This window comes from Vreelandella titanicae, from assembly GCF_014697095.1.
GTDB lineage: Bacteria > Pseudomonadota > Gammaproteobacteria > Pseudomonadales > Halomonadaceae > Vreelandella > Vreelandella titanicae.
In genome coordinates this window covers 1,859,948-1,885,816 of record NZ_CP059082.1, presented here as the reverse complement: position 1 = coordinate 1,885,816, position 25,869 = coordinate 1,859,948, and the positions used below count along the sequence as shown (strand labels likewise).

The 25,869-nt window shown below is 55.4% G+C and carries 24 protein-coding genes; 19 read left to right on the top strand and 5 right to left on the bottom strand.

The genetic code is table 11. The features are described from left to right. Positions 1–46: 46 nt before the first annotated feature. On the bottom strand, positions 47–730 hold the full coding sequence (locus HZS52_RS08770) for a GntR family transcriptional regulator (RefSeq protein WP_022521859.1): 684 nt from the start codon (positions 728–730) through the stop codon (positions 47–49). 156 nt (positions 731–886) lie between these two features. Here HZS52_RS08770 and dctP point away from each other — a divergent pair, with 156 nt between their 5' ends. From dctP to HZS52_RS08675, 19 genes are all read left to right on the top strand, one after another. After that, on the top strand, positions 887–1,882 hold the full coding sequence (gene dctP / locus HZS52_RS08765) for a TRAP transporter substrate-binding protein DctP (RefSeq protein ID WP_009285859.1): 996 nt from the start codon (positions 887–889) through the stop codon (positions 1,880–1,882). Between the two features lie 100 nt (positions 1,883–1,982). Next, positions 1,983–2,504 carry a TRAP transporter small permease subunit gene (locus HZS52_RS08760; protein ID WP_022521857.1) on the top strand — a complete coding sequence of 174 codons (522 nt, stop codon included), beginning with the start codon at positions 1,983–1,985 and terminating at the stop codon, positions 2,502–2,504. A gap of 2 nt (positions 2,505–2,506) precedes the next feature. Further along, positions 2,507–3,841, top strand: coding sequence for a TRAP transporter large permease (locus HZS52_RS08755; protein ID WP_009285860.1), 1,335 nt, complete (start codon positions 2,507–2,509; stop codon positions 3,839–3,841). An 11-nt stretch (positions 3,842–3,852) separates the two neighbouring features. Beyond that, on the top strand, positions 3,853–5,244 hold the full coding sequence (locus tag HZS52_RS08750; protein ID WP_022521856.1) for a malonyl-CoA decarboxylase: 1,392 nt from the start codon (positions 3,853–3,855) through the stop codon (positions 5,242–5,244). After that, positions 5,241–6,779 carry a malonate--CoA ligase gene (locus HZS52_RS08745; protein ID WP_138799352.1) on the top strand — a complete coding sequence of 513 codons (1,539 nt, stop codon included), beginning with the start codon at positions 5,241–5,243 and terminating at the stop codon, positions 6,777–6,779. The genes HZS52_RS08750 and HZS52_RS08745 overlap by 4 nt, the downstream gene beginning before the upstream one ends. 158 nt (positions 6,780–6,937) lie before the next feature. Further along, on the top strand, positions 6,938–7,396 hold the full coding sequence (locus tag HZS52_RS08740) for a DUF2170 family protein (RefSeq protein ID WP_223828097.1): 459 nt from the start codon (positions 6,938–6,940) through the stop codon (positions 7,394–7,396). 107 nt (positions 7,397–7,503) lie between these two features. Beyond that, positions 7,504–8,199, top strand: coding sequence for a PspA/IM30 family protein (locus HZS52_RS08735; RefSeq protein ID WP_009285863.1), 696 nt, complete (start codon positions 7,504–7,506; stop codon positions 8,197–8,199). A gap of 45 nt (positions 8,200–8,244) precedes the next feature. Beyond that, positions 8,245–8,967, top strand: a complete 723-nt coding sequence (locus tag HZS52_RS08730; protein ID WP_022521853.1) for a DUF2491 family protein — start codon at positions 8,245–8,247, stop codon at positions 8,965–8,967. 43 nt (positions 8,968–9,010) lie between these two features. Further along, entirely contained in the window at positions 9,011–9,424 is a 414-nt protein-coding gene (locus HZS52_RS08725) for a DUF350 domain-containing protein (protein WP_022521852.1), read from the top strand. Positions 9,425–9,447: 23 nt separating this feature from the next. Beyond that, positions 9,448–10,071 carry a DUF1190 domain-containing protein gene (locus HZS52_RS08720; RefSeq protein ID WP_022521851.1) on the top strand — a complete coding sequence of 208 codons (624 nt, stop codon included), beginning with the start codon at positions 9,448–9,450 and terminating at the stop codon, positions 10,069–10,071. Between the two features lie 19 nt (positions 10,072–10,090). Continuing rightward, positions 10,091–11,257: a glutathionylspermidine synthase family protein gene (locus tag HZS52_RS08715; protein WP_022521850.1), complete on the top strand. Its 1,167-nt coding sequence runs from the start codon at positions 10,091–10,093 to the stop codon at positions 11,255–11,257. A 167-nt stretch (positions 11,258–11,424) separates the two neighbouring features. Next, the gene (locus tag HZS52_RS08710; protein ID WP_190374568.1) at positions 11,425–13,467 is read left to right on the top strand and encodes a methyl-accepting chemotaxis protein; all 2,043 of its coding nucleotides are present in this window, start codon (positions 11,425–11,427) and stop codon (positions 13,465–13,467) included. 12 nt (positions 13,468–13,479) lie between these two features. Then, the gene (gene cheB, locus HZS52_RS08705) at positions 13,480–14,547 is read left to right on the top strand and encodes a chemotaxis-specific protein-glutamate methyltransferase CheB (RefSeq protein ID WP_041159339.1); all 1,068 of its coding nucleotides are present in this window, start codon (positions 13,480–13,482) and stop codon (positions 14,545–14,547) included. Beyond that, complete coding sequence (locus HZS52_RS08700; RefSeq protein WP_138799349.1) at positions 14,544–15,986, top strand: CheR family methyltransferase; 1,443 nt, start codon at positions 14,544–14,546, stop codon at positions 15,984–15,986. Before cheB ends, HZS52_RS08700 begins: the two co-directional genes overlap by 4 nt. 2 nt (positions 15,987–15,988) lie before the next feature. Then, on the top strand, positions 15,989–18,118 hold the full coding sequence (locus HZS52_RS08695) for a hybrid sensor histidine kinase/response regulator (protein ID WP_190374567.1): 2,130 nt from the start codon (positions 15,989–15,991) through the stop codon (positions 18,116–18,118). Positions 18,119–18,187: 69 nt separating this feature from the next. Next, on the top strand, positions 18,188–18,544 hold the full coding sequence (locus tag HZS52_RS08690) for a response regulator (RefSeq protein ID WP_022521845.1): 357 nt from the start codon (positions 18,188–18,190) through the stop codon (positions 18,542–18,544). 69 nt (positions 18,545–18,613) lie between these two features. After that, the gene (locus HZS52_RS08685) at positions 18,614–20,293 is read left to right on the top strand and encodes a diguanylate cyclase (RefSeq protein ID WP_190374566.1); all 1,680 of its coding nucleotides are present in this window, start codon (positions 18,614–18,616) and stop codon (positions 20,291–20,293) included. Beyond that, positions 20,283–20,843 (top strand): chemotaxis protein CheW, encoded by a 561-nt coding sequence (locus HZS52_RS08680; protein WP_190374565.1) that lies wholly within the window; start codon positions 20,283–20,285, stop codon positions 20,841–20,843. The genes HZS52_RS08685 and HZS52_RS08680 overlap by 11 nt, the downstream gene beginning before the upstream one ends. Position 20,844: 1 nt before the next feature. Beyond that, positions 20,845–21,252, top strand: coding sequence for a hypothetical protein (locus HZS52_RS08675; RefSeq protein ID WP_022521842.1), 408 nt, complete (start codon positions 20,845–20,847; stop codon positions 21,250–21,252). Positions 21,253–21,270: 18 nt separating this feature from the next. Here the strand turns inward: HZS52_RS08675 and HZS52_RS08670 are convergent, their stop codons facing one another. The 4 genes from HZS52_RS08670 to HZS52_RS08655 all read right to left on the bottom strand — a co-directional run bounded on the left by HZS52_RS08670 (position 21,271) and on the right by HZS52_RS08655 (position 25,812). Then, positions 21,271–22,476: a molybdopterin molybdotransferase MoeA gene (locus HZS52_RS08670; RefSeq protein WP_190374564.1), complete on the bottom strand. Its 1,206-nt coding sequence runs from the start codon at positions 22,474–22,476 to the stop codon at positions 21,271–21,273. A gap of 218 nt (positions 22,477–22,694) precedes the next feature. Beyond that, complete coding sequence (locus HZS52_RS08665; RefSeq protein WP_258955994.1) at positions 22,695–23,972, bottom strand: hydroxymethylglutaryl-CoA reductase, degradative; 1,278 nt, start codon at positions 23,970–23,972, stop codon at positions 22,695–22,697. 8 nt (positions 23,973–23,980) lie between these two features. Further along, positions 23,981–25,303, bottom strand: coding sequence for a TRAP transporter large permease (locus HZS52_RS08660; RefSeq protein WP_009285872.1), 1,323 nt, complete (start codon positions 25,301–25,303; stop codon positions 23,981–23,983). Beyond that, positions 25,300–25,812 (bottom strand): TRAP transporter small permease subunit, encoded by a 513-nt coding sequence (locus tag HZS52_RS08655; RefSeq protein WP_022521838.1) that lies wholly within the window; start codon positions 25,810–25,812, stop codon positions 25,300–25,302. The genes HZS52_RS08660 and HZS52_RS08655 overlap by 4 nt, the downstream gene beginning before the upstream one ends. Positions 25,813–25,869: the final 57 nt, after the last annotated feature.

The following is a 25,869-nucleotide window of genomic DNA, read 5'->3' as shown; positions in this document are numbered from 1 at the left end:
TTGCGCAAGCAGGAGAGCTACTGCCGAGGCTGGTTAGCAACCCAAATCAGCCCGTTCTCTCTAACGGTGACTCCATCCTGCGTACGCTGGAAACGAAATCGCTAAAGCGCTCGCCTTGAATCAATACATGGTCGCTCAGTGCTTGCTGGGCCGCCACAGAGTCACCCCGCTCAATAGCCTCGACGATGGTTTGGTGCTCGCTAAGGGAATTATTGACCCGCTGGCGCACTTGGAGCTGCAGGCGCCGGTAAGGCTTTAAACGTTGTTTAAGTTGGCGCGCTTCGCTGGCCAAAAAAGTGTTGTGGCTAGCGGTGTAGATACAGTCGTGAAAGCCTTCGTTTTCGTAGTAATACTCGTCGCTGTCGCCGGCCAGGGCCGCTGCTTCGCAGCGCTGATGCGCTTCGCGTAACGCGGCCAGCTCTGATTCGGTAATCCGGCGCGCCGCCAAGCGGCCACACATGCCTTCAAGCTCCGCCATCACCTCAAACATCTCGATCAGTTGATCAATCCCCACTTTCGCAACGAAGGTGCCCTTCTTCGGGGAAACGGTGACCAAGCCGCTGGCGACCAACTGTTGAAAGGCTTCGCGCACAGGCGTTCGCGAAACCTGAAACTCGCGCCCCAAGGCCTCTGGATCCAGGCGCTCTCCCGGTAAACGGCGGCCATTGATGATGTCATCCTCAAGAGAATCTCTTAATCGCTGAGCATTGGATCGCTTGGTGCCGGTCATCTTTTACCTCCTTGGATCGCGGCTCGTCTTAGCCGTTTTAATGCTGTCATACAGTTGACATTAGCATACATAGCGCCTATTGATATATATATCAGCTCGACTGATAGATACATATAGCCCATCCAAACACACAACAACAACTGTTGGAGACGCCTCATGCAACGCTATTTGATCTCAACTGCTGCCGCTCTCGGTCTCGCCATTGCCGCTTCCCACGCCTCTGCCGATACCGTGCTACGCGCGTCGCATCAATTCCCCGGGGGGCAGGGAGATGTTCGCGACGAAATGGTGCAAATGATGGCCCGCAAAGTAGCCGATGCGGATGTAGGGCTGACCATAGAAGTTTATCCGGGCCAATCGCTGTTCAAAGCGCGTGAACAGTGGGGCGCTATCGCTCGTGGTCGCCTCGATATCACCTCTCTACCGCTGGACTACGCCAGTGGTCGGCATCCGGAATTTTCAGCTACGCTGATGCCGGGCTTAGTGCGTAATCAGGCCCATGCCCAACGTCTGAATGACTCTGAATATATGGACATGATTAAAGAAGTCATTCGCGAAGGCGGCGCTCGAGTACTTGCAGATGCCTGGTTATCCGGTGGCTTTGCATCTAGCGAACAGTGCGTTACCTCCCCGGATACCGTCGAGGGCCAAAATTTCCGTGCTGCAGGACCTGCGTTTGAACAAATGCTTGAGGCCGCTGGCGCCTCCATTGCCTCCATGCCCTCTTCCGAGGTGTATACCGCCATGCAAACAGGTGTGCTGGATGCCGCCAATACCTCGTCGATGTCGTTTATCTCTTTCCGGCTTTATGAACAGGTTGAATGCTTGACCGAGCCGGGTGACTTCGCGCTCTGGTACATGTACGAACCCATTCTTATTTCTGAGCAGGTATGGCAAGAGCTTAACGAGGAACAGCAAGCAGCGCTGATAGAAGCCGGTGAAGCCGCAGAAGCCTTCTTTGCTGAAGAGGCCGCCGCCATTGATCAAGAAATGGTCGATCTTTACGAGGAGAACGGCGTTGAGGTGGTCAGCATGAGCGAAGACGACTACAACGCCTGGCTCGATATCGCCAAGGAAACCTCCTACAAAAACTTTGCCGACAATGTTCCCAATGGCCAGGCCATTATCGATGCAGCGCTGGCCGTCGAGTAAGCAACCTATAAACGCCTAACGGCTCGGCTGCCCTTCGGGGTGGCCGTTTTCAACTGATGCTTGCTTAGCTTGGCGAAATAACCAGCTTGACGAGGGAAATATGGCACCTGCAACGACTCACAATGCCCTGACGCGTGGGGGCATCATCGGCGGCTACATTCGCGTCATGGATAAGCTTTCGCGGCTTTCCGCCTATTTAGCCTGCGCCATGTTTATCGCTGGCGTATTAGTGATTTGCCAGATGGTATTTATTCGTTACTTGCTTGGAATGAGCACCAGTTGGCAGACCGAATTCACCATCTTTTCAGTAACGGCAGCGATGTTGATGGGTAGCCCTTATGTACTGATGACCGGCGGGCACGTGGCTATCACTATTGTGCCCGATGCGCTGGGTGGTATTACCCGCACCATCATGCGTTTGATCGCTTCGCTGTTTGGATTAGGTTTCTGTGCCGCCCTGGCGTATGCCAGCTGGGTCTATGTTTTTGAGGCACTTCACGGTGAGTGGACGACGGGTTCCGTCTGGAATCCACCGCTGTGGCCCGCCCTGCTGCCCATGGCCGTCGGCGCTACCCTGCTGTCGCTGCAGTATGTGGCTGAAATTTTGCGTGGGGAGAACTAAGCATGGATCCCATTACCTTAGGCATTATTGTCGCCATCGCGCTGATTGCGCTGATGGCCATTGGCACCCCTATCGCTTTCGCCCTGGGCGGTGTATCGCTGCTGGCGCTGATCTACGACCGCGGCCTTGCTGAGCTCACCTACTTCGGGGAAACCTTTTTTGACCGCATCGCCGAGTTTGGTTTTGTCGCCATTCCGATGTTTATTCTGATGGGCGCCGCGGTGGCCTCCTCCCCCACCGGGCGCGATCTGTATCGCTCGCTGGATCTATGGATGGGCAAGCTGCCCGGCGGCTTGGCGGTTTCCAATATCGGCGCCTGCTCTATCTTTGCTGCGCTCTCGGGATCGTCACCAGCCACCTGTGCGGCAATTGGTAAAATGGGCATTCCCGAAATGCGCATGCGCGGCTACCCGGATGGCGTGGCGGCGGGCTGTATTGCCGCGGGTGGCACCCTGGGCATCCTGATTCCGCCGTCGGTCACCATGATTATCTACGGCATCTCCACCGAGACCTCTATTGGTCGACTGTTTATTGCCGGGGTGGTGCCAGGCTTTATGCTTGCAGGCCTGTTTATGATCTGGACGATGATCGCCTGCAAGATGGCCGGTGGCTATAACAACCCGATGGCGGAGTCCGTCGAACGGCTAAAGCAGAATGTTAAGCAGAATGTTGATACCAACCTGAAAGCGCTAGTGCGTGTTCTGCCTTTCCTGGGCGTGGTCGCGGGTATCCTGTTTGCCTTGTACGGTGGGGTGGCAACACCGTCAGAGGCGGCGGGTGTGGGTGCATTTCTGTGTTTGGCGCTGGCTATTTTGATCTACCGCATGTGGCAGTTGGGCCCGATAAAACTGATTATGCGCGACTCGCTGCGCGAAAGCGTGATGATCATGCTGGTGATCGCCACCGCCGAAGTGTTCGCCTATGCGCTCTCCTCGATGTTTATCACCCAAACCGTCGCCGCCGCGATTGCTGATCTGGAGATCAACCGCTGGGCGCTGATGGGGGTGATTAACCTCTTTCTGCTGGTGGCGGGTTTCTTCCTGCCCCCCGTGGCCGTGATCGTGATGACCGCGCCCATTCTGTTACCTATCATCCTGGCGGCTAATTTCGACCCCTACTGGTTTGCGGTGATTTTGACCATCAACCTGGAGATAGGTCTGATCACACCGCCAGTGGGTCTCAATTTGTTCATTATTAAAGGTATCGCACCGGATATTTCGCTGCGCGACATTCTGATGGGAAGCTTGCCCTACGCGCTATGTATGGTGCTGGGTATCTTGCTGCTGTGTCTCTTCCCAGGCATCGCGCTTTGGCTACCTAACTTGATCATGGGTTAAGGAGTTCGACCATGAACATGCTGTTTTTGCAGGAGCTGTTCAACAACATCACTCAGCGCGATGCACTGTTGCGGCGCCGCCATCCCGAGACTTTAACGCCCGACCATGGGCAGTTGGTTAACGCCTGCCACAAGCTGTTGGAAAGCGATGGCGAAGCCTCCAGCATCGCGCTGGCAAGCCGCGCCTTGGCGATTTATCAGCGCCTTTCGGCAGCTGAAAAAAGCAGCTTTTTTGCCCGCCTAATGGCTGACTTTGCGGCTGAACCTGGCCCCATTGACGCGGCCTACCTGGCATATCAAGAGGTTCGCGACAACCAATCGCTACAGCGCCTGTTTGAAGCCTGCGAGCCCCGGCGCCAAGAGCTTTTTCGGCGTTTAAACCTGGCCAGCGACGGCACCTATGAGCTGGTTAAAATGCGTGAAGACCTGCTGGGGCTACTACGCGAACAGCCGGAATTAGCGCCCATCGACGACGATTTCGCCCATCTGTTCGGCTCCTGGTTCAACCGCGGCTTTTTGATGCTCAAGCGCATTGACTGGAACACTCCCGCTTCGATTCTAGAGAAGATCATCCGCTACGAAGCGGTACACGAAATACAGGATTGGGATGATCTGCGCCGGCGCCTGGATGCCCGCGATCGCCGCTGTTTCGCCTTCTTCCACCCCGCCATTGGCGACGAGCCGCTGATCTTTGTGGAAGTGGCCCTCCACAAGGGCTTGCCAAGCCGTATACAGCCCATCTTATCGGGGGAAAGTTCTGGAGAGGGTTCTGGAGAGAGTCGTCATACTAAAAAAGCCATCGATGAGCCCGAGGATGCCGATACTGCGGCGTTCTTTGGTATCAGCAACTGCCAGACCGGCCTGCGCGGCATCTCCTTCGGTAATTTTTTGATCAAGCAGGTGGTGCAAGAGCTCTCCCAGGAGCTGCCGCAGCTTAAATACTTCGTCACCCTCTCGCCGGTACCTGGCTTCGCCCAGTGGCTGCAGGAGCAGCGTGAGGATGAGCAGCTTCCCTCGTCGCTGCGTAAATCACTCAAAGGGCTTGAAACCCCAGGATGGCATCAGGACAAAGCGCTTGAAGAGCAGCTTAAAGCCGCGATTCGCCCACTGGCCGCCCGTTACTTGGTCGAAGAGAAGAACCGCCACGGCCTGCCGCTCAACCCGGTGGCCCGCTTTCACCTCGGCAACGGCGCTGAACTCCACCGTATTAATTGGTTGGGCGATATCTCCGAGAAGGGCTTTAAACAAGCCGCTGGACTGATGGTTAACTATCTGTATGTGCTGGACGATATCGAGCGCAATCACGAAAACTATACCGCCAAGGCGACCGTTGCTTGCTCGAATGAGGTGCGCGACCTCGCCAAACGCGCTCGCAAGCTGGCCAAAGGAGAGACCACCAAATGAGCCACAACCTATTTGAAACCTTTGCTGCCAAAATGCGCGAGCGCGCAGAGGCCGATTTTATTACTACCCGCGATGGCCGCCGCTATCGCTACACCGATGCGCTGACCATCAGTGCACAGCTTGCCGGCGCACTAACCGAGCTAGGCGTTAAGCAAGGCGACCGCGTTGCCGTGCAGGTGGATAAAAGTCCTGAGGCGATACTGCTTTACCTGGCCTGCCTGCGCATCGGCGGCGTCTATTTGCCCCTCAATACGGGCTATACCGGCGATGAGATTCGCTACTTTTTAAATGACGCCGAGCCCGCGCTGTTCGTTTGTCGCCCCAAGATAGAAGAGCAAGCACTGTCGCTTGCTGCTGAAACCGGCTGTCCGGCGGTGGTCACCCTGGGCAGCGCCGCCGATGGTAGCCTGATGGAAACCGCCCAAGCGGCAGTACCAAGAGAAGACATCGTGGCACTTGGCGAACGCGACCTGGCCGCGATTCTCTATACCTCAGGCACCACTGGGCGCTCCAAAGGCGCCATGCTAACGCACAAAAACCTCGCCTCTAACGCCAAGACCCTGGCCAGAGCGTGGCACTTCAGCGCTGATGACCGGCTGATTCATGCGCTGCCGATCTTCCACACCCACGGCTTATTCGTCGCCTGCAACGTCACTTTGATGGCGGGCGCCAGCATGCTCTTCCTGCCTAAGTTCGATGCCGATGTCATTTTTGAAGAGTTGCCCCGTGGCACTGTGATGATGGGCGTTCCTACCTTCTATACGCGCTTGGTTCAGGACGAACGACTGACCCCAGAAGCTACCGCCAACATGCGGCTGTTCGTTTCCGGCTCCGCTCCGCTCACCGCCGAGACCCACGAGGCATTTGAAGCCAAAACGGGGCATGCGATTCTTGAGCGCTACGGCATGACTGAAACCAATATGAACCTCTCCAACCCCTATGACGGTGCCCGCCGAGCAGGCACTGTGGGCATGCCACTACCCGGTGTGGAGATGCGCATTACCAACCGAGAAACTGGCGCGGAGGTACCGTTTGGTGAGATTGGCATGCTGCAGATTCGCGGCCCGAATGTCTTTATCGGCTACTGGCGAATGCCCGAAAAGACCCGCGAAGAGCTGTTAGACGACGGCTTTTTCATTACCGGCGATCTCGCCATGGTCGACGAGCAGGGCTATGTGCATATTGTTGGCCGTGACAAGGATCTGGTGATTTCCGGCGGCTACAACGTTTACCCCAAAGAGGTGGAGCAGGTGATCGACGAGCTTGATCAAGTCGCCGAATCCGCAGTGATCGGTCTACCGCACCCTGACTTTGGCGAGGGCGTTACCGCAGTGGTGGTTCGCCAGCAAGGCGCTGATCTTGGAGAAAACCAGCTTGAAGAGGAGAAAGTAATCACCCATTTAGATGGGCGACTAGCTAAGTATAAGCAGCCCAAGCGGGTCTTCTTTGTCGATGAACTGCCGCGCAATACGATGGGCAAAGTACAGAAAAATGAACTGCGCAAACGGTTCAACGACACCTACCAAACGCCTTAGTCGCCATTCCTAAGCGTTACCCACCCCTAAATGTTTGCCCCAACTCTTTCACCTGACACGATAAGGGAAAGAGGCGGGGCGTTTTTTTGCGAAAAGGAACCATTTGCTCTACTAAATGTTAAGGTAAGGTCACTTAACAAACGATGGAGCAGATCGCCTTGACTACGCCTACCGTTACCAACGGCATCACCGCCAGCGAGCTATATAAATTAGTCCGCCAGCCGGCATCCAACAACGCTACAGAGGCCCCCCTTGAGTGGCCCGAGGGCACGATCAGCCTGGATGAGACGAATCAGACCCTGATCTGGGAGCTTAACGACTACGGCAACTTGCCGATTACCCTCTCGCGCAGCGAAAATGAGTGGGTCGCCATGGCACCTATCGTTGCCGTGGAGAGCGTTAAAAACACCGCTGAGCTCAACGAAGTACTGCTGCGCCAAGGCATTGCGTTACCGCTGGCCTCCGTGGGGATTGTCGAGATCGACGGTCACGACTTTTATGTGGCTTACGGACAGCTGTTTGGCGACTCAAAGCTTGAATCGATTTGTGCCGAGCTACACGCCACGGCCAGCGCGGCCATGGACGTCGCCGAACTGATTCAAACGCACTTTGCCTAAGCCTAACAGGGGTTATCGAAAACAGAGTTAATCGGTCATCGCCACTGACATGCACACTGAAACAGTGGCGCTTTATTTAAAGATATTCTTAAAGAAGAGACACTTATATGTTAAGCAAAATTATGACTGCCCTGCGTGGCAAAGCGAATGAAACCGGTCAAGCCGTGGTGGATTCCCAAGCACTGCGCATTTTAGACCAGGAAATCCGCGACTCGGAAAATCACCTGAGCCAATCTAAAACCGAACTCACCCGCCTGATGGGCCAGCGCCAGCTAAACAGCAATAAAGCTGACGCCCTGGAAAGCAAAATCGCCGAACTGGAAAAAAGCGCTGAGGCCGCGCTGGATAAAGGTGAAGAAGCGCTAGCCGTGGAAGTGGCTGAACGCATGGTGGCGCTGCAGGATGACCTGGAAGCGGAGCGCGCTATTGTCAGCGAGTACGACGCCAGCATCGAAAAACTACGCGGCGCGATTCGCGGCACCGACAATCAGCTTCGCCAACTCAAGCAGCAGGTGAGCGTCGTTAAGGCGACTGAGTCAGCACAAAAAGCCCAATCTGCCGTTGCGGCTCGCCACTCAGGCCAGAACAGCGCCATGAGCAGCGCCATGGAGTCACTGGAGCGCATCAAAGAGCGCCAGCAGCTTAATTCAGCGCAAATGCAAGCCGCTGACGACATGGCCGCAGAAGAGAGCGGCAGCTCGCTGGAAGCCCGCCTGAAAGCAGCCGGGGTGGGTGGCCAGAATCGCAAAGCTGACGACGTGTTAGCGCGCCTGAAAGCGAAGAAAAACGCCGCACAGGAATAAGCGTTAAGAGCAAATCAGCGTTTAAATTTATTAGGGAGCCAGGCCATGTTTAACACCCTCAAGGCACTTTTTCGCGCTACTACGGAGAAGCCACCCGAGCCTAACGAAGGCCGCCCGGTGGCCGCTGGCCTGCCTATGAGTATCAGCCAGGAAGACCTTGAGGGCCTACGCCTGGATGGGCGCGTCAATATTAAGCTGATCGGCCTGCGCGCCCACCCCGATGCACTGTTTCGCTGGAACGACGATGCCTACCATCATATAGCTGCCGTGGGGCACGTCGATCTTGGTCAAGGAGCGCACTTGGTGCGCTTCTATCTGGATAACGACACCTGGCTGCAGGCCAATATTGAGAACGGTCAGGTGCTTGAATATAAGCTGTTCGACTTTTACCGTGTTGCCCATCTCTCGGATGCCGAATTTGATAATTTGATAAACGGTGAAGATAAACAGCCCGACAGCATCGGCGCCCAAACCATCGCGCTCACCTCAACCACTGAGGAGGCGCGCAGTTGCACCTATCAGCGAGTGTGGGGGAATGGTGACAGCCTGTGGTCGCCGCCGGTGGTTTTCGAAGAGCAGGTAATGACCACCGAGAGCGTGTCGGCGCGCCATGTGACCCACCATGCCATGCTCTATGAGCGTACCATCGAAGGCGCTGAGCGTATGGAGTACTTACTGCTGAGCGCAGAAAGCGATGGCGAAGGCAGCTTTATGGTGGTGCACAACGTGGGGGTAGATGTGGCCTCCGTCGATATCGACGCTGTTTGACCCGCAAGTCTATTTTTAAGCTACTGAAAAGGAAGCAACCACCATGGTGAATTACCTCTACGGCCTGCCATCATTTATCGCCTATCTAGTCACGGCGATTATCCTGCTCGCCGCCTTTATGTACTGCTACAGCCGGATTACCCCGCACCACGAGTGGACGCTGATTCGCGAAGGTAATGCGGCCGCTGCTTCTGCCTATGGCGGCTCCATTTTAGGCTTCACCATTCCGCTGTACAGCGCGATGGCAAACTCCATTAGCTTCATCGATTTTGTGCTCTGGGGCATTGTCGCCTTTATCGTTCAGCTGGCCACCTTCTTTGGCGTTAAGTTGTTTCTGCGCAAGCAGGGCGAAAGCCTGTCTCAGCACATTACCGAAGGCCACCAGGCCTACGGCATTTTAATGGCCAGCGTGGCCGTGGCAGTCGGCTTACTCAACGCCGCTTCGATGACTTGGTAACGACGTGGTAAAGGAGAGCCTGCATGTCAAAACACGATAGTACCCCTCATTTGCCGCGCCGCAAGCGCAGCGGGCGCTTGTCACTGGCAATGATGGGCGCCAGCGCCTTTGGTCTTACCGCCTGTGGCCAACCGCCCCAGGAAGAGCAAATCACCGATATAGAGTTCGACCAGCCGCGCAGCTTTCAAAGCGTTGAGGATTGTGTTGCAGAGAATGTCTATACCCGTAGCGCCTGTGAAGATGCTTACGAAGCCTCATTAAAAGAGGTGCCGCGCTATAGCACGCTGGAGGAGTGCGAAGCGGAGAATGGTGAAGGCGCTTGTACCGCGCCGACCGAAGAGCAGTCTCAAGCGGCTACGGGTAACACCGGCGGCAGCTGGTTCATGCCTGCCATGATGGGTTATATGGTCGGCAGCATGATGTCCAACACCAATCGTGGACGCTCCTTCGAGCGGGTGTATCAGGAGCCGGTGTACCGCAATCGCCAGAACCAGGGCAACTGGAACACGGCCTCTAGCCAGGCGACTCAGCGCGTCACTCAGCGTAACGATGCCATGCGTAGCTCAGTGGCTCAGAACCGCCAAGCCGCGTCTCAGCGCCGAGGCTTTGGCTCACGCTCTTCTGCCCGCGGCGGCTGGGGCTCATAACCCCCAGGCAAACATTACTATGCTGCGAATCGATATCCCTGAAAGGAAAGAGTGGAAAGCCCTGGCCCACGAGCTGGGCTTTCATTTTCATACCATCGACGGGGAGCCTTACTGGAAAGAGGATGCCTACTACCAGTTCAGCCTAGAGCAGGTAGAGCGAGATATCGAAGCACCTACCGAGGAAGTGCATGAAATGTGCATGGAGCTGGTGGACAAGGTTTGCCACTCCAATGCGCTTATGCAGCGTCTGGCGTTGCCTGAACACATGTGGGACAGCATCCACAACTCCTGGAAGTCGGGTCAGCCGCACCTCTACGGGCGGATGGATTTTGCCTATTCAGGCGATGGTCCGGCGAAACTGCTGGAACTCAACTACGACACCCCTACCTCACTCTACGAAGCAGGCTTCTTTCAGTGGGTGTGGCTTGAGCAAGCTATCCAACAAGGCATTCTGCCGCGCCATGCGGATCAGTACAACTCGATTCAAGAGCGCTTGATCAATGCTATGGCGCACCTTGGCGATCGCATTGAAGCGCGTACGCTCTACTTCTCCTGTATCAAAGATAATGCCGAAGAGCGCGCCACCGTGCATTATTTACAAGACGTGGCGGTGCAGGCAGGCCTCAATGCGCCCTTTATCTTCACCGAAGATATTGGTCTACGCCCAGGGACGGAACACTTTGTTGACCTTGATGACCAGCCTATCCACGCCCTGTTCAAACTCTACCCCTGGGAAGAGATGGCCGACGATGCGTTTGGCGAATATATCCCGCAGCTAAACACCCACTGGTTTGAGCCGCCCTGGAAAGCCATTCTCTCCAACAAGGGGATTCTGCCCCTTTTATGGGAGCACTTTAAGGGCCACCCCAATCTGTTACCGGCGTTTTTTGAGGATGCCAATAGCCCACCACTGCCTGCGGGCTGGGTGCGTAAACCGTTCTTCTCCCGGGAAGGCAGCAATGTGGAGCTAATCACTCCAACTGGCCAGCGGGAGGCCGTGGACGGCCCCTATACCGACAGCCCATGGATTCGGCAGGCTTACCACCCGATGCCGCGCTTTGGTAATAACCACGCCTTAATTGGCAGTTGGGTAGTGGGCGACCGTGCCTGCGGCATGGGCATTCGTGAAGACGTTGGTCGCATCACCAAAGACTCCTCCTGCTTTGTGCCCCACGCGATCGTGTAAGCGCAAGTACCAAAATACACTTATTACAGGCTAGCCAGTCCTCACAAAAAAAGCTGAAATCGTTGCCACTACCCTAAGTAGAATGGTAAGTATCACTCTACTTCTAACCCTGAGCGCTATTGAGCAGCGCCGTTAGGGCCACCGTTTACTTTGGAGCAACGGCGAACATGATGGCGCGCTGGAAATCCCTACCTTTACGGCTTCGTCTATTTCTCTCTTTTGGGACAGTCTTAGCATTCGCGATGCTTTTGGCGCTCTATCTTCAAGCGCGTTCACACAGCCAAGCGCGGCTGGATAACCTGCTTAATCAAGAGCTACCGGCACAGGTCAAAGGGCTGGCAGCGCATATAAACCTCAGCCTTAGCCAGGATCTTGCCATTTCCGAAAGCTTGGCCAATAGCTACTTTATTGAGCAGTGGGTTCGCGAAGGCCTACCGGAAGAGCGACAAAACGACATTGCGGCGTATCTAGCGCGTCTTATGGAGCAGTTAGACACCGAGCTGCTGTTTATCGCCGCTCAACACCAGGGTCGGGGCTACTATTTCCAGCTGCGCAACGGTGAATTTCTGCAGCGCATTATCCAGCCCCCCGGCAGCGAAGATGACTGGTACTACCACTTTACTGACAGCGACAACGCTTACGAGCTAAATTTAGATAGCGACACCTTTTCACCCGACGATGCCTTTGTGTACGTCAATTATCGCAGCACGGTAAATGCCGCCAACGGTCGACCGCTGGTCGTGGCCGGTGCAGGGCTTGATCTCTCCCAAATGGCCAGTTTGATTGATGACTTTCGCTTAGGCGGTAGCGGACACGCCTCGCTGCTCAGCGCCGAGGGTGAGCCGCTTGTTCGCAGCGGCGAAGCCAATCGTAGTGATGAATCAGCTCCTACTGTCGCAACAGCCACCGAGGCCTCACCAGAGCAAGCGTCGCAGCGTTTGCTGCAAAACGAGCAGCTACAGGTGCATGAAGCGACCCGTGACGGTCAAGAAGTGTTGGTCAGCACGATCTGGCTCCCCGAGCTGCAGCGCTACCTGATGGTGGAAGTCGATAAAAAGGCGTACCTGGCATCCACCCACGAGCGCTTCCTGGAATCCAGCGGTATCGGACTGCTCATTCTGCTCGTTGGGCTGCTGGTACTCTACCCGCTGACTGGCAGCCTCATCCGCCCGCTGATTGATTTCCAGCGCCAGTTGAAAGACATCACCCACAGCCTGGATCTTTCGCGGCGGGTCAACACCGATGACAAAGCCGAACTTGGCGACTTAGCCAACCAAACCAACGAGCTCCTTGAGCGCCTCTCCCGCGCTATTGCGGCAGTGGCCAAAAACGCTCAGGCACTAACGCAAGTCGCTGACCGGCTGGCGAAAACCGCCGGGCTTTCCGGTGTGCACGGCAGCGATATCGATCATGAAGCAAGCCAAACCATGGCCGCAGCGGTCGAGGAGATGGCCTCTTCGGTAGCGGAAATCACTTCCACCATGGAGGAGCTCTCTACCTCATCAACCCAAATCGCCGACCACTCTCAATCGGTGGTCGATGTTGCCAATCAGACCCTGGAGCGCAGCCGGAAAGGCAGTTCGGCCATGCAGCTGCTACAGTCCAAAATGCAGGATATCCGTAGCGACAGCGAGCAGAGCCTGACAGAGATCATGACGCTGGGAGCGAAATCCAAACAGATCAACAAGGTTATGGAGCTGATCAACACCCTAGCCGCTCAGACCAAACTGATCGCATTTAATGCCGCCTTGGAAGCTTCAAGCGCAGGGGAATCGGGCCGACGCTTTTCGGTTGTCGCCAGCGAGATACGCCGCTTGGCTGACAGCGTGACCGACTCAACTCAAGAGATTGAAGCGCATACCGATGATATTCAGACGGCGATTAATCGCTTGGTGGTGGCCTCTGAAAAAGGCGCCTCCTCAATCGAGCAGGGCGTTGAGGCAAGCATGAGTACCGCCCAGGATCTGGAGGCGCTGCTCAAGGCGGCGAGTCAAACCAGCAGCGCGGCCCAGCAGATATCGCTCTCCACACAGCAGCAAAAAACCGCCAGCAGCCAGGTGGTGATGGCGCTACGCGATATCGATACGGCCAGTTCTCGCAACGCACACTCAGTGCGCAGTATTACCGATATTAGCCAGGACATGATCCATATGTCGGCTGAGCTTAACGCGCTGGTGCAGGAGTTCACCCTAACAAATAAAGATCGCTGATAAGGATACCGGATGAGTGTAATTCGGGTAGTCATTGCCGACGACAGCCAAGTAGCCCGCGACGTGCTACGCGATATCCTCAGCCGGGACGATGATATTGAGATCGTGGGTGAAGCCACGAATGGCCGCGAAGCGGTGGAACTGGCCAAGCGCCTTGCGCCGCAGCTGATCACCATGGATCTCAACATGCCGGTGATGGACGGCTTGTCCGCGATCGAAGAGATCATGTACAGCAAAGGAGTGCCCATTCTGGTAGTCAGCGACCGCTCCGATGCGCAAACGGCTTATCAAGCCCTTGAGGTAGGCGCGTTGGAGGTCATGCCTAAACCCACTCTGGAAGGAGCCGATGCCGAACGCTTGCTGGAGCGTGTACGCCTGCTTTCCGGCGTGGCAGTCATCACTCGTCTACGTCGACGCGGCTTAGCACCTCCCCCCACTCCTCCAATAGCGACGTTTACTGTAACGCCACGGGGGGTGCCGCGTAACTTCCAGCACGTGGTCGCGATCGCCTGCTCAACCGGTGGCCCGCAAGCCTTAGTGCGGGTGCTGCGGAGGCTACCCAGCGGGTTTCCAGCCCCCATTGTGATCGCCCAGCACATCAGTCATGGATTTATTGATGGCATGGCGCAATGGCTGGCATCCCTTTGCACTATGCCGGTTAGCGTGGGCCAAGAGGGCGAACGGCTACGCCCTGGGCATATTTACCTATCACCTTCCGAGCGTGATTTATGCGTATCCTCCCGCCACCGCTTCCAGCTTCAACCCAGTCCTGAATGCTCCCTGTACCACCCCAGTTGCGATGTGCTGCTGCAAAGTGTCGCGGCGGTCTACGGCAGCGATGCGATTGGTATTATTTTGACCGGCATGGGCCGCGATGGAGTGAATGGCATGCGAGCGATACATCGCGCAGGCGGAACCACTTTCGCGCAAGATGAAGCCAGCTCGGTGATTTATGGCATGAATCAGGAAGCCGTCAAAGCAGGCGTCATACAGTATGAATTACCGCTCGATAGCCTTCCGGATCGACTGCTACGCGATGTCCATGGCTGCATGGATAGCCGACCGGAGCCTCTGGCATGAGTGCGTTTGCTCCCTTCAAAGCTCTGGTGCATCAACGCTGCGGTTTACACCTAGATGGCTTGGCCGAAGCCCGGCTATTCCGAGCAGTAGCCAGCTTACAGGCCTCCACGGGGCTAACCGACATCACTCAGCTCCTCAAGCAATTAAGCTGTGACACGGCGCTATTCGATCAATTTGTCAGCCAGTTAACGGTCAACGAAACCTATTTTTTTCGCGAACCTGACGCCCTGGACTGGCTGGTCAACACCTATTTACCGCAACGCCTAACAACAGAGCAGCCGCCGCTCTCTATCTTCAGCGCGGGCTGCTCTTCCGGTGAAGAGCCCTATAGCGTAGCGATGATGCTATTTGAGTGCTTTGGCGAGCGGGCCAAAGCACTGTTTACTATTACCGGCGGCGACCTGGATCACCAAGTCCTCGCCAAGGCACGCCAGGCAGTTTATGGCGGCATGGCGTTTCGCGCCCTCTCCCCCGCCTTCAAAAAGCGTTACTTCAGCCCCCACAAGGGGCGTTACAAGCTTCACGAACCGCTGCGCCAATGGGTAACCTTTCGGCCGTTTAACCTGTTAAACGCCAACGAAGACAGCCCCGTCGGCCCCTTTGATGTAATTCTGTTTCGCAATGTCTCGATCTACTTTGACCAGCAGACGCGGCGCCATATCCATCAGCAACTTAGCCAGTTGCTGGCCCCCAATGGCATTTTACTCTGCGGCGTCACCGAAACCCTGGGTAACGATCTCGGCGTGTTTGAATTGACCGAAGCTCAGGGCGTATTTTACTTTCGCCATGTAGAGCAACCCGCGATAGTGCCAGAGACGCCCCTTCAGCCCTCATTACTTGCGATGGACAACATGGCTGAAGACAGTATTACTGAAGACAGTCTTAGCGTTGCTGAGAGCGCAAATAAACAGCTAGCGTTAGACAACTGCACTGACGTGGCACCCCAGGCGCCACGTCAGCATGCAACGGAAAAAGAGCCAACGGACAGCATTAGCCACCAACTGCACACCGCCCATCGGTTGCTCAACCAAAATGCGTTTGACGACGCCGCTACGCTGCTTGAGGCGCTACTTGAGCAACAGCCGTGGTCGATCGATGCGCTGGTGCTGGCCGGGTTGGTCGCCCGCTGGCAGCAGCGGCCCCAGCTCGCCTACGAGCATTTTAAGCGGGCCATTTACGCTGCCCCGGAGTGTTGGCCGGCCCATTTCTATTTAGCTGAACTTTATCGCCAAGGTGAACTGGCCGACAAGCCATTACAGCGCAAGCAGCGCTATGCTGCGGTGGTTCGTTTGCTGACCACCGCGCCCACCTCTGATGGAGGGCTAGACACCATCACCCCACCACTACCGCCAGGCGATGCGCGCTTTCTAGCCGAACGTTATTTAGACGCGGTGAACCTAACACTGGCATCAACCAGTACCACCCAGGGAGTGGGTTAATTATGGCGCTGGATATTCGCCGCTTTATACAACGCTTTGTGGAAGAGGCAGCCGACCACCTGCCCCGCTTGCGAGAAGGAATTAGCGCACTGGAGCAGGGCCATGCTGATCGCGAACAGATCAACGACCTGTTCCGCGCAGCGCATACGCTGAAAGGCTCGTCGCGAATGCTTAAACTGGTGCCAATTACGGCGCTGGCACATAGCACTGAAGAGCTGCTCAGCGCTCTGCGCGACGGCACCCTAACCGCAACGCCAACGGTGACCAGCCTGCTCAGCCAGGCGGTTGACGGTCTTTCTGACTTAGTCAGTCGACTCGCCGAAGGAGCGACAGGTAACGACCTACCCGCGGCTGATGAGGCGCTATGTAGCGCCCTGGAAGCAGCTGCCCTCGGTCAGGCCCCACCCCCGCCCATTACTCTCGCTGAGGCGGCGCCATCCTCTGTGCCTGCGCTACCGTCCTCCTCAACACCGCCTTCCTCCGCTGCGCTGGTGGCGGAGAGCGAACTGCGGCTCAGCGATACTGTGCGGGTTCGCTTGGATCGACTGGACGATGTTATTCGTTTGATGGGCGAAGTGCTTTCCGGCCATCATCATTTACATACCCTGGTTGACCAAGCCCGTGAGCTAAGCATCACACCTCCTGCCGAACAGCAGGGGCCTTTTCACGCCTTTCACCGTGAGCTGAAAGATAGCGTGTTAAGCCACGATTCGCTGATGAGCGACCTACACGACCGCGCACTGCAAATGCGCATGCTGCCGCTAAGCGTGGTGTTTGATCCACTCGCGCATATGTCCCGGGAATTGGCCCAGTCACTCGGCAAACAGGTCGACTGCCGGGTGCGAGGCAGCGAAATCGAACTTGATCGCCAGATGATTGATCGCCTGTCGGATCCGCTTATTCACCTGCTGCGCAATGCCTTGGATCACGGCTTAGAGCTGCCTGCCGAGCGCCAGGTAGCGGGTAAACCTCCCCGTGGGCAGTTGATTATCGAAGCCTGGCAGGATGCTGGCTGGGTGGTGGTAGAGATGCGTGACGACGGCGCGGGTATTTCGCTTGAAGCGGTACGTCAAAAAGCGCTCGCCAAGCAGTTGGTGAGCGAAGAGCAGCTCCATGCACTGAGCGTACAGGAAACGCTAGAGCTTATATTCCTGCCGGGCTTCTCTACCAAGAGCATGATTACCGACTTTTCTGGCCGCGGTGTGGGCATGGATGTAGTCAAGCGCACCGTGGTGGATGAGCTTAACGGCGACCTGCAGCTTGCCAGCGAACGCGGTAGCGGCACCCGCTTTACTCTGCGCCTGCCACTCTCGTTGGCGATGATGCGGGTACTGCTGGTCAGCGTCGGCGGCGTCAACCTAGGGGTAACGGCGCCTTACGTATCAGAGTTGGTAGAGTGCTCATCACAATCATTTATTGATGCTGCGGGTCAGCGCACGCTGATTTTACGCAATGAATTTGTGCCGGTGGTATCGCTAGCCCAACTGCTTGAGCTACCAGAGACGGCGTCCGGTACTGATACTACCCTACTGCTGGTCGTCCACCAGCGGCACCAGAAGCTTGCTCTGATTATTGACTCCCTGATTGATGAACGCGATATGATCATCAAGCCACTGCCCGTACATCTGCGTTATTTACCGCTGGTCTCGGGCATGGTTTCCATGGGACGCAATGCGCTGGTAAGCCTACTCCACGTACCCGCTTTACTGGAAGTCACCCGACACAGTGCCCAACGTGCTAACGAAGAGCGTGCATCCTCCGCTCTCGCGAAACGCATTTTGGTGGTCGACGACTCACTGAATACCCGCGAAATAGAGAAAGATGTACTCGAAGCGTGGGGCTACCACGTTACCCTGGCCGAAAATGGTCGCGACGGATTAGCCAAAGCACTGGCAGAGCCGTTTGATGCCGTACTTACCGACGTTGAGATGCCGGTAATGGATGGCTTTGCGCTGACTGCCCGACTGCGCGAAAATGAGGTTTATCGTTATCGGCCAATTATTATTATCACCTCGCGGGAAAAGGAGGCTGATCGGCGACGCGGTATTGAAGTCGGTGCTGACGCTTATATCGTCAAAGGTAGCTTTGACCAAAACAATTTAGTTGAGACACTCCAGGCCCTACTGGGTTAATCACGAGTGATACTGACACGACTGTTAATGACATAGCCATCAAAGACACAACTACCATGAGGTCATGGAATGCCTATCCTGGTCGTAGACGACGATCCGCTTGCCGGGGAAATGACGGCGGCACTGCTTGAGCATCAGGGCCATGAGACGCTGCTGGCCATTGACGCGATGGAAGCCGTCGAGCAGCTAGATAATCGCAGCGATATCAAGCTGATTGTCAGCGATATGCATATGCCCCTCATCAGTGGGGTAGCACTGCTGGCGATGCTGCGCGAGCAGGCTAATCACCTACCGTTTATTTTACTCACCGGAGACACGCCGGACACAACGCTTCAGCAAACACCAGGCCTGCATGCCTGTTTGCGTAAAGATGCCGAGCTGGCATCCAACCTAGAGGCCGCAGTAAAACAGGCGCTTGATGAGTAACCATCGCTAGAGGGAATGGATCACTGATGGAATGGATCGCCGCTTTCGTTCACTTACGTAGGTAGTTTGATGTCTAAGCCCGCCCCTTCGCTGCACGATAAGCTGAACCAGCTGCGTGAGCGTTTTATTGAGCAGCTTCCGTCCCGCTTAGCGCAAACCGCCGAGCTGTGGCAGCAGAGTCGCACGACGAGCGAAGAACAGGCGCGGCTCGCGCCAGAGCTGCACCGTTTCTTTCATAGTTTGAAAGGAACCGGGAGGTCGCTGGGGTTTGAGCGGCTTGCCCTGCTGGCGGATCAGGCGCAGGAGGCGCTCACTACCTCCCCCGCCCGCGCCGATATCGATACGTTTATCAGTCAATTGCTTCTCCAGATGGGTCACGAGCAGCAGCACCTGCGCTCCCACCACGGTCAACAGCAAGCGCTGGCGGCCGTAAACAGCTTCGAGCTTTCCAGCCAGGTTGAGCCACTGCGCAATAAGCGCCAGCGGTTAATTTATCTGTGCGACGATGAACCCGAGCAGGTCGATCAATTAATCCATCACCTACGCTGCTTTGGTCACGAAGTCGTTCAGTTTATCGATACAGACACATTCTTTAACGCCGTGCTCACTCGTCGCCCTGACGCGGTCATCATGGATGTGCAGTTCCCCCAAGGCCAGACGGCAGGCACTGAAACCCTGACCAGCTTGAACAAACTGACAGGCCAACCGCTTCCCGCCATCGTTTTGTCGGCCCACAGCGACTTTCATTCGCGCCTGAGTGCCGTTCGTGCAGGCTGCGGCGGCTACTTTACCAAACCGGTAAAACCGCTGGATCTGATGCTGGCAGTGGATGAACTGACCGCTCCGGCGGCAGAAGAGCCACTCAAGGTGCTAGTGGTGGATGATGAGCTCGAAGCAGCCGCTTACCACGCTCTGTTGCTTGAAGAGAGCGGAATGCTGACTCATCAGGTTCACCATCCCGCCGATGCGCTCACGGTAATGGAGCGCTTTAGCCCCGATTTACTGTTGGTCGATGTGTATATGCCGGTGTGTTCTGGGGAAGAGCTGGCATCGATTATTCGCCAGCAGCCGGAACACCTGGGTCTACCGATTATCTATCTCTCCAGTGAAACCGACAGCCAAAAGCAGATATCCGCTATGTCTGCGGGGGTTGAAGCCTTTCTCACCAAACCCGTTCAGCCCGAAGAGCTGGTCTCTGCCGTGCAACTGCGCGCCGAACGCCTGCGTCTGCTGCGCTCATTAATGACCCGCGACAGCATGACCGGGCTGTATAACCACAGCACCACCACTGAACTGATCAATAAAAACCTCGCTCAGGCGCACCGTGATAATAGCCAGCACGCCATGGCGATGATCGACATTGATCACTTCAAGCATGTCAACGACACCCACGGTCATTTGGCGGGTGACCAGGTAATTATCACCCTGGCAAGACTATTAAAGAGTCGCCTGCGTCTCTCCGATATTATCGGCCGCTACGGCGGAGAAGAGTTTGTTGTGCTGTTAAAGGGCATTAATGCCGAGAAAGCCGCCACATTAATCGATAGCCTGCGCGAGGATTTTGCACTGGTCGATTTTCACGCCGGTGAGGTTCGCTTTCGCTGCACCTTCAGTGCAGGCATTAGCAGCTTCCCCGCACAACCTTCTACCGAGCCGCTGCGTTTAAGCGCCGACCAAGCGCTCTATCGCGCCAAACACCAAGGTCGCAATCAGGTAGTGATATCGCCGGAGCTGGCCGATGACCGCTGAATTTCCCCGCAACGGCGAGGCAAATGACCAGCCGCCCGCTACCCAAACCCTTGACGAGGCATTAGCAGCACACGGCGATGCTGAGGCGGTGGTAGATATTGATGAGCCTACCCAACAGCTAGTGCTCTTCCGGCTCAACGGCCAGCCTTTTGCACTACCCGGCAGCGCGGTGAGTGAAATTCTATCCAGCGACCAACCCGTCTATTACGTGCCGGGACTGCCTTTCTCTACCGAAGGTGTGCTGCACCTGCGGGGCACTATCGAGTCCGTCATTAGCCTGCATCAACTACTCGGTTTACCTGCACCGGAAGGTAACAGTAAGGGGATGATTCTGTTAGTGAGCGCGGCAGGGATTACTAGCGGTGTGCGTATTGAACAGCTTGATGATGTGTGCGAGGTCACTCAAAGTATGCTGCAAGCGCCGCCAGAGACGCTTTCCGGCACGTTGCGCCCTTATGTCAGCGCGCTATGGCAGATAGATGAGCAAGAAGCGCTTGCCCTGCTTGACCCAGAGGCGCTCTTCGACGCCTACCAGCAGGGGCTTGGTTAAAGTGCCCTTGCATCGCGGCCATCATGAACAGGCCCAGGTTGCCTTGGTGCTGTTTTGCGTAGGGCCTTACCGTACCGCCTTGGAAGCGCGCCATGTGCTGGCCATGACCGATCATCCCATGGCACCGCGCACTGCCAATGCTCAAACGCTGCTCTATGAAGGTGGAGACCATGACTCCCCACCTAACCGCTGGCTCACCCTGCGCGACGCTCAAGCAGCCAGCGACAACAACAGCACTTGGCAACTGGGCGTGAGCGGTGACATAACGCTTCAGCAACTGCCGGCCAACACGCTCTACCCGCTGCCTAAACTGCTGCTTTCCCGCCGATTTTCCACGGCGCTATGCGGGTTAACCTTCGTCCAGCAACAGCTAGTACTGCTACTGGATGCCCGCAAGCTTAATCCTTAGCTTTCTCAGCCCCTGCTCTTAGCCAGCCAACCACAAACAGCTAATGGCATCGCCCTCGGCTATGTCGCTATTGGCCGGAATCACTGCAAAAGCATCGGCGTTAATACAGGATGAAAGCACCCCGGAATTCTGATCCTCAAAGGCCGTCGCCGTCACCCCGCTTGGCGTGAACTCAAGCGTTACACGCATATAGTGTTCACGTGGGCCGGTGGAGGTAGCAAACCCCGCTTTCGCGGTCACCGCTGGCAGCGATGTTAGCGCTGGACAACCAAGCATTGCGCCCAGTAAGGGACGTAAAAACAGCCAAGCACCCACAAACCCCGAGACCGGATTGCCTGGCAAACCGACAAACCGCGCCTGGCTGCCGTCATCGCGAGGCAAACGACCCAGTGCTAGCGGCTTACCGGGGCGGATCGCCAGCTTCCACATATCGAGCTGGCCAATCGCTTCCAGCGCAGCTTTGACATGATCCTCTTCGCCGACGCTGACGCCGCCAGTGGTGACCACCAGGTCTGCCTCAGCAGCGGCGGCCGTTAACAGTGCCACGGTGCGGGCATAGTCATCCGGCACACTAACGGTACTCACCACCTCGGCGCCAAAGTTCTCTAACAGGCGCCTAAGCATCGGCCGGTTGGAGTTGTAGAGTTGACCTGGCTTTAGCGGCGTTCCCGGATCAATAATCTCATCGCCCGTCGAAAGCAGCGCCACACGGGGGCGCCGGCGCACGCTGACCTGAGTAATTCCCTGACCTGCCAAGTGGCCAAGGGCCGCTGCTTCGAGCCGCTCACCAGCATCTAATAGTATGCTGCCCTGGTGCACGTCACGCCCTTGGCGGCGGACATTATCACCTGCGGGAATGTCCGCAGGCATCAGCGCACGATCACCGTCAACTTGTACGCGCTCCTGCATCACCACGCAGTCGGCACCGGGAGGAATCTCACCGCCGGTAAAAATACGTGCGCAGCTTCCAGGTGCAAGCGCTTTCGCCTGCGTGCCGGCAGCAATGCGTTGGCTCACCGGCAGCCACTGCCCCGCATCGGCAGCGCGCAAAACGTATCCGTCCATTGCGCTGTTATCGAACGGCGGCACATCCAGCTGTGCGGTGACGGCTTCGGCCAACACACGCCCGGCAGCGGCTTCCAGCGGAACACTCTCTACGTCTATTACGTTGATGTCTGCCAGTAGCGCTTCAAGCGCGGCTGATATCGGCTGCAAGTCACTCATGCTGACCTCGGCCAGGGATGACCAGGTTGGCGAGCATGAACCGGGTATTATGAAGTGATGGCATAGTCGTCTCTAAAACAGAAAAACCGGAGTCGTTAACCCCAACGAGTAGATTACCGATGTAGATAGAATGCCACGATCAAAGGTCAGAAACAGCCCGTAGTGGTGGTTACATCTAGCTAGACGACTAGTCAGTTTTATATAAGCTGGTTAAGGCGTTACTGTCGCACCTCGTTGAGAATTTCTTCTGCTACATCGACCCTTACCTTACCAAGCTTTACCAACGCGTCGGCTACTTTCTCAATCTCGTCACCAACCGCACCTGCCATGACCGCAATATTTTTCGCATGGAGTGCCATATGACCCTTTTGGATGCCCGTCGTCGCTAGTGCTTTGAGTGCAGCGAAGTTCTGAGCCAAACCGACTGCAGCAATAGTGCAGGCAAGCCGTTCGGCAGTCGTTATGTTCATTATATCCAGCGCAATACGCGCTGTAGGGTGAGAGCGCGTGGCTCCACCAATTAAGCCTACCGCCAAAGGCATTTCAATAGTGCCGGTCAGGTTTCCGTCAGCATCGGCTTCCCATCGTGTTAATGAGCTGTACTGCCCTGTACGGGCAGCATAAGCATGGGCTCCCGCCTCTACGGCCCGACAATCATTTCCAGTTGCCAGTACCACAGCACTTACCCCATTCATGATGCCTTTGTTATGCGTGGCTGCGCGATAAGGGTCAATATCGGCGAAGTCATAGGCGGCCAATATGCCATCACGAACCTCTGCACCACCAATTTCGTCCAAAGCCCAAGTAGCCCGTGCTCTCGCTAACCGACGATCCGCCAAGTTGGACAAAATACGCAGATAGGTCTTCCCTCCCGTCCATTTTGCAATATGGGGGGCTACGGCTTCCGCCATGGAATTCACTGCGTTAGCGCCCATTGCATCACGAGTATCGACAATCAGATGGGTGACCACCATTGGCCCAGTGCGTCCTTTCAGAACACGCACCTCCATATCACGGAACCCGCCGCCGTGTTTAAGCAAGACCGGATCTGTTTCATCACATATCAACTGAACGTGCGACTTATGCTCTAGTATCTGCAAACGAGCGAATTCAGGATTCGGAACACCCAGCAACTGAACCTGGGCAATCATGTGAGAATTCGACATGTCTGTCTTAAAACCGCCGGTTGAACGGCACTGACGGGCTGCGTTACAGACAGCAGCTACCACCGAAGACTCCTCTGTCGCCATGGGCACTAGGACATCATGCCCATCTACCAGCATATTGGTCGCCACCCCCAAAGGAATGTTCATGGTGCCAATGACATTCTCGATCATGGAGTCGGCTGTGGCTGAATCCAGGTTGCCCGTGTTACCCAGGTGCCTGACAACATCCTCGCTCAACCCAGTGACTTCCACTACCTTTTGTAGCCGCTCTTCAGGTGACATTTTGTGCAACCCTGGAATACGAGAAGTCGTTGTAGTCATTGTTTTTATCTCCTTTTTTAAGAGCGTACTTTCTGTGAAAGTTGTTCAGGCAGCCAAGTAACGATTTCGGGAAAAAGCATAAATAAAATTAATGCAATGAGCTGCAAAACCAAGAAGGGTACGATGGCCCGGTATACAGTTCCCATACCAATATCAGGTGGCAGTACTCCCTTTATGTAAAAAAGCGTGTAGCCAAAAGGAGGGGTGATATAACCCATCTGAGCAGTAATAAGGAAAAGCACTCCGAACCAGACCGGATCAAATTGAAAGGCGTTTATGATAGGTAAGAAGACAGGCACACATAAAAGGATGATGCCAATTTCATCCAGGAATAACCCAAGGAAGACTAAAACCAGCATCATGGAAAGCAGTACTAACCAGCGATTCATTTCAAGGTCTTGAATGAATTGTAGAAGCGAGTCCGCCCCGCCAGTGCCGGTGAAGATGGATACAAATATCTTCGCCCCAATCGTGATCCACATAATCATAGTGGTCACACGCAAGGTATCCATAGATGCAGCAGATAAGTTTTTAAATGTCAGCTGCTTCTGAAAGGCCGCTGAAATCAACGCCCCAACAACACCCACTGCTGCTGCCTCGGTGGGCGTGGCAATACCTGCATAGATACTACCCAGCACGGATAAAACAATCAGTACTGGTAGTATCAGAGCTTTAAGAGAACTCAACATCTCCCCTAGGTTTGTCTGCTCTCCAGACTGCCGAGGAGCTAGGTTTGGCTGGATAATTGCTCTCAGAATAATATAAAAAATATACAGTCCTGCCAGTATTATTCCTGGAACAATACCGGCAGCAAACATTTTGCCAACTGATATCTGGGCAGTAGAAGCATATACTATCGTAATAATTGAGGGAGGAATCAGAATGCCTAATGTACCTCCTGCACAGATTGTGCCCAGTGCTAATCGCTGGTCATAACCGCGCTGTAGCATAGATGGCAATGCGAGGATGCCCATTGCCGCAACAGCCGCCCCAACAATGCCGGTCATCGCCGCCATCACCGTACAGATCGCCACGGTACCGACGGCCAATCCTCCCGGCAAACGTCGGAACCAGAGCTCCATTGCACGATATAACGCTTCAATAATACCTGAGCGCTGAAGCACGCTTGCCATCAGCACATAGAGTGGGATAGCCAGCAAGATGTCTGATGTCATTGCATCAAAGGTTTGGAGAACGGTCAGCACTAGTGCATCAGCTCCCCACAGTATGACTGTGAATAAAATTGCCAAAAATGCCAGTACAAATGCTAAAGGCATCCCGCTGAGCAACAATACCAACAGTGAGACAAACATCATTGAAAGGACAAGAGTAGAACTCATGCTTTCACCTCTTGACCTTGAAAACGCTTAACTGCCCAAATAATTTCAGCCAGCGCTTGCATGAGAAGCAATAAAAAAGCGATCGGAATAAGCGCTTTCACCGGCCAGACGGGGGGATTCCAAGAGGTAAATGAAGTTTCACCACTTGCGTAGGCATTCAGCGCTATAGGTAGGCTCTGATCTATAAAAATCACCGTTACTACAACAATCAGCGCATATGTTAGACAGTCTACTAAGCCTGCCAACTTAAACGGCAGTTTACGGTAAAGTATGTCAACGTTGACGTGTCCAGCAGTATGTAGAATATAAGGGCCAGCCAGTAAGAAGTAAGGGCCAAATAATAGTGTCGCAAGCTCCATAGCCCAGGTAGTGGGTGCATTGAAAAAATAGCGGGACACTACTTCGTAGCTGATGACGGCCACCATAATGAAGACAAAAGCCGATACAACCGTGGCCACCCAACGGTTAAGAGCCGTTATAAGGCGGCAGTAGCCAAGAAGAACAGCCATAATTGAACCTCGATGGGAAGGCAATCCGGCCTATTACCGGATTGCCAGCGCGCGGAA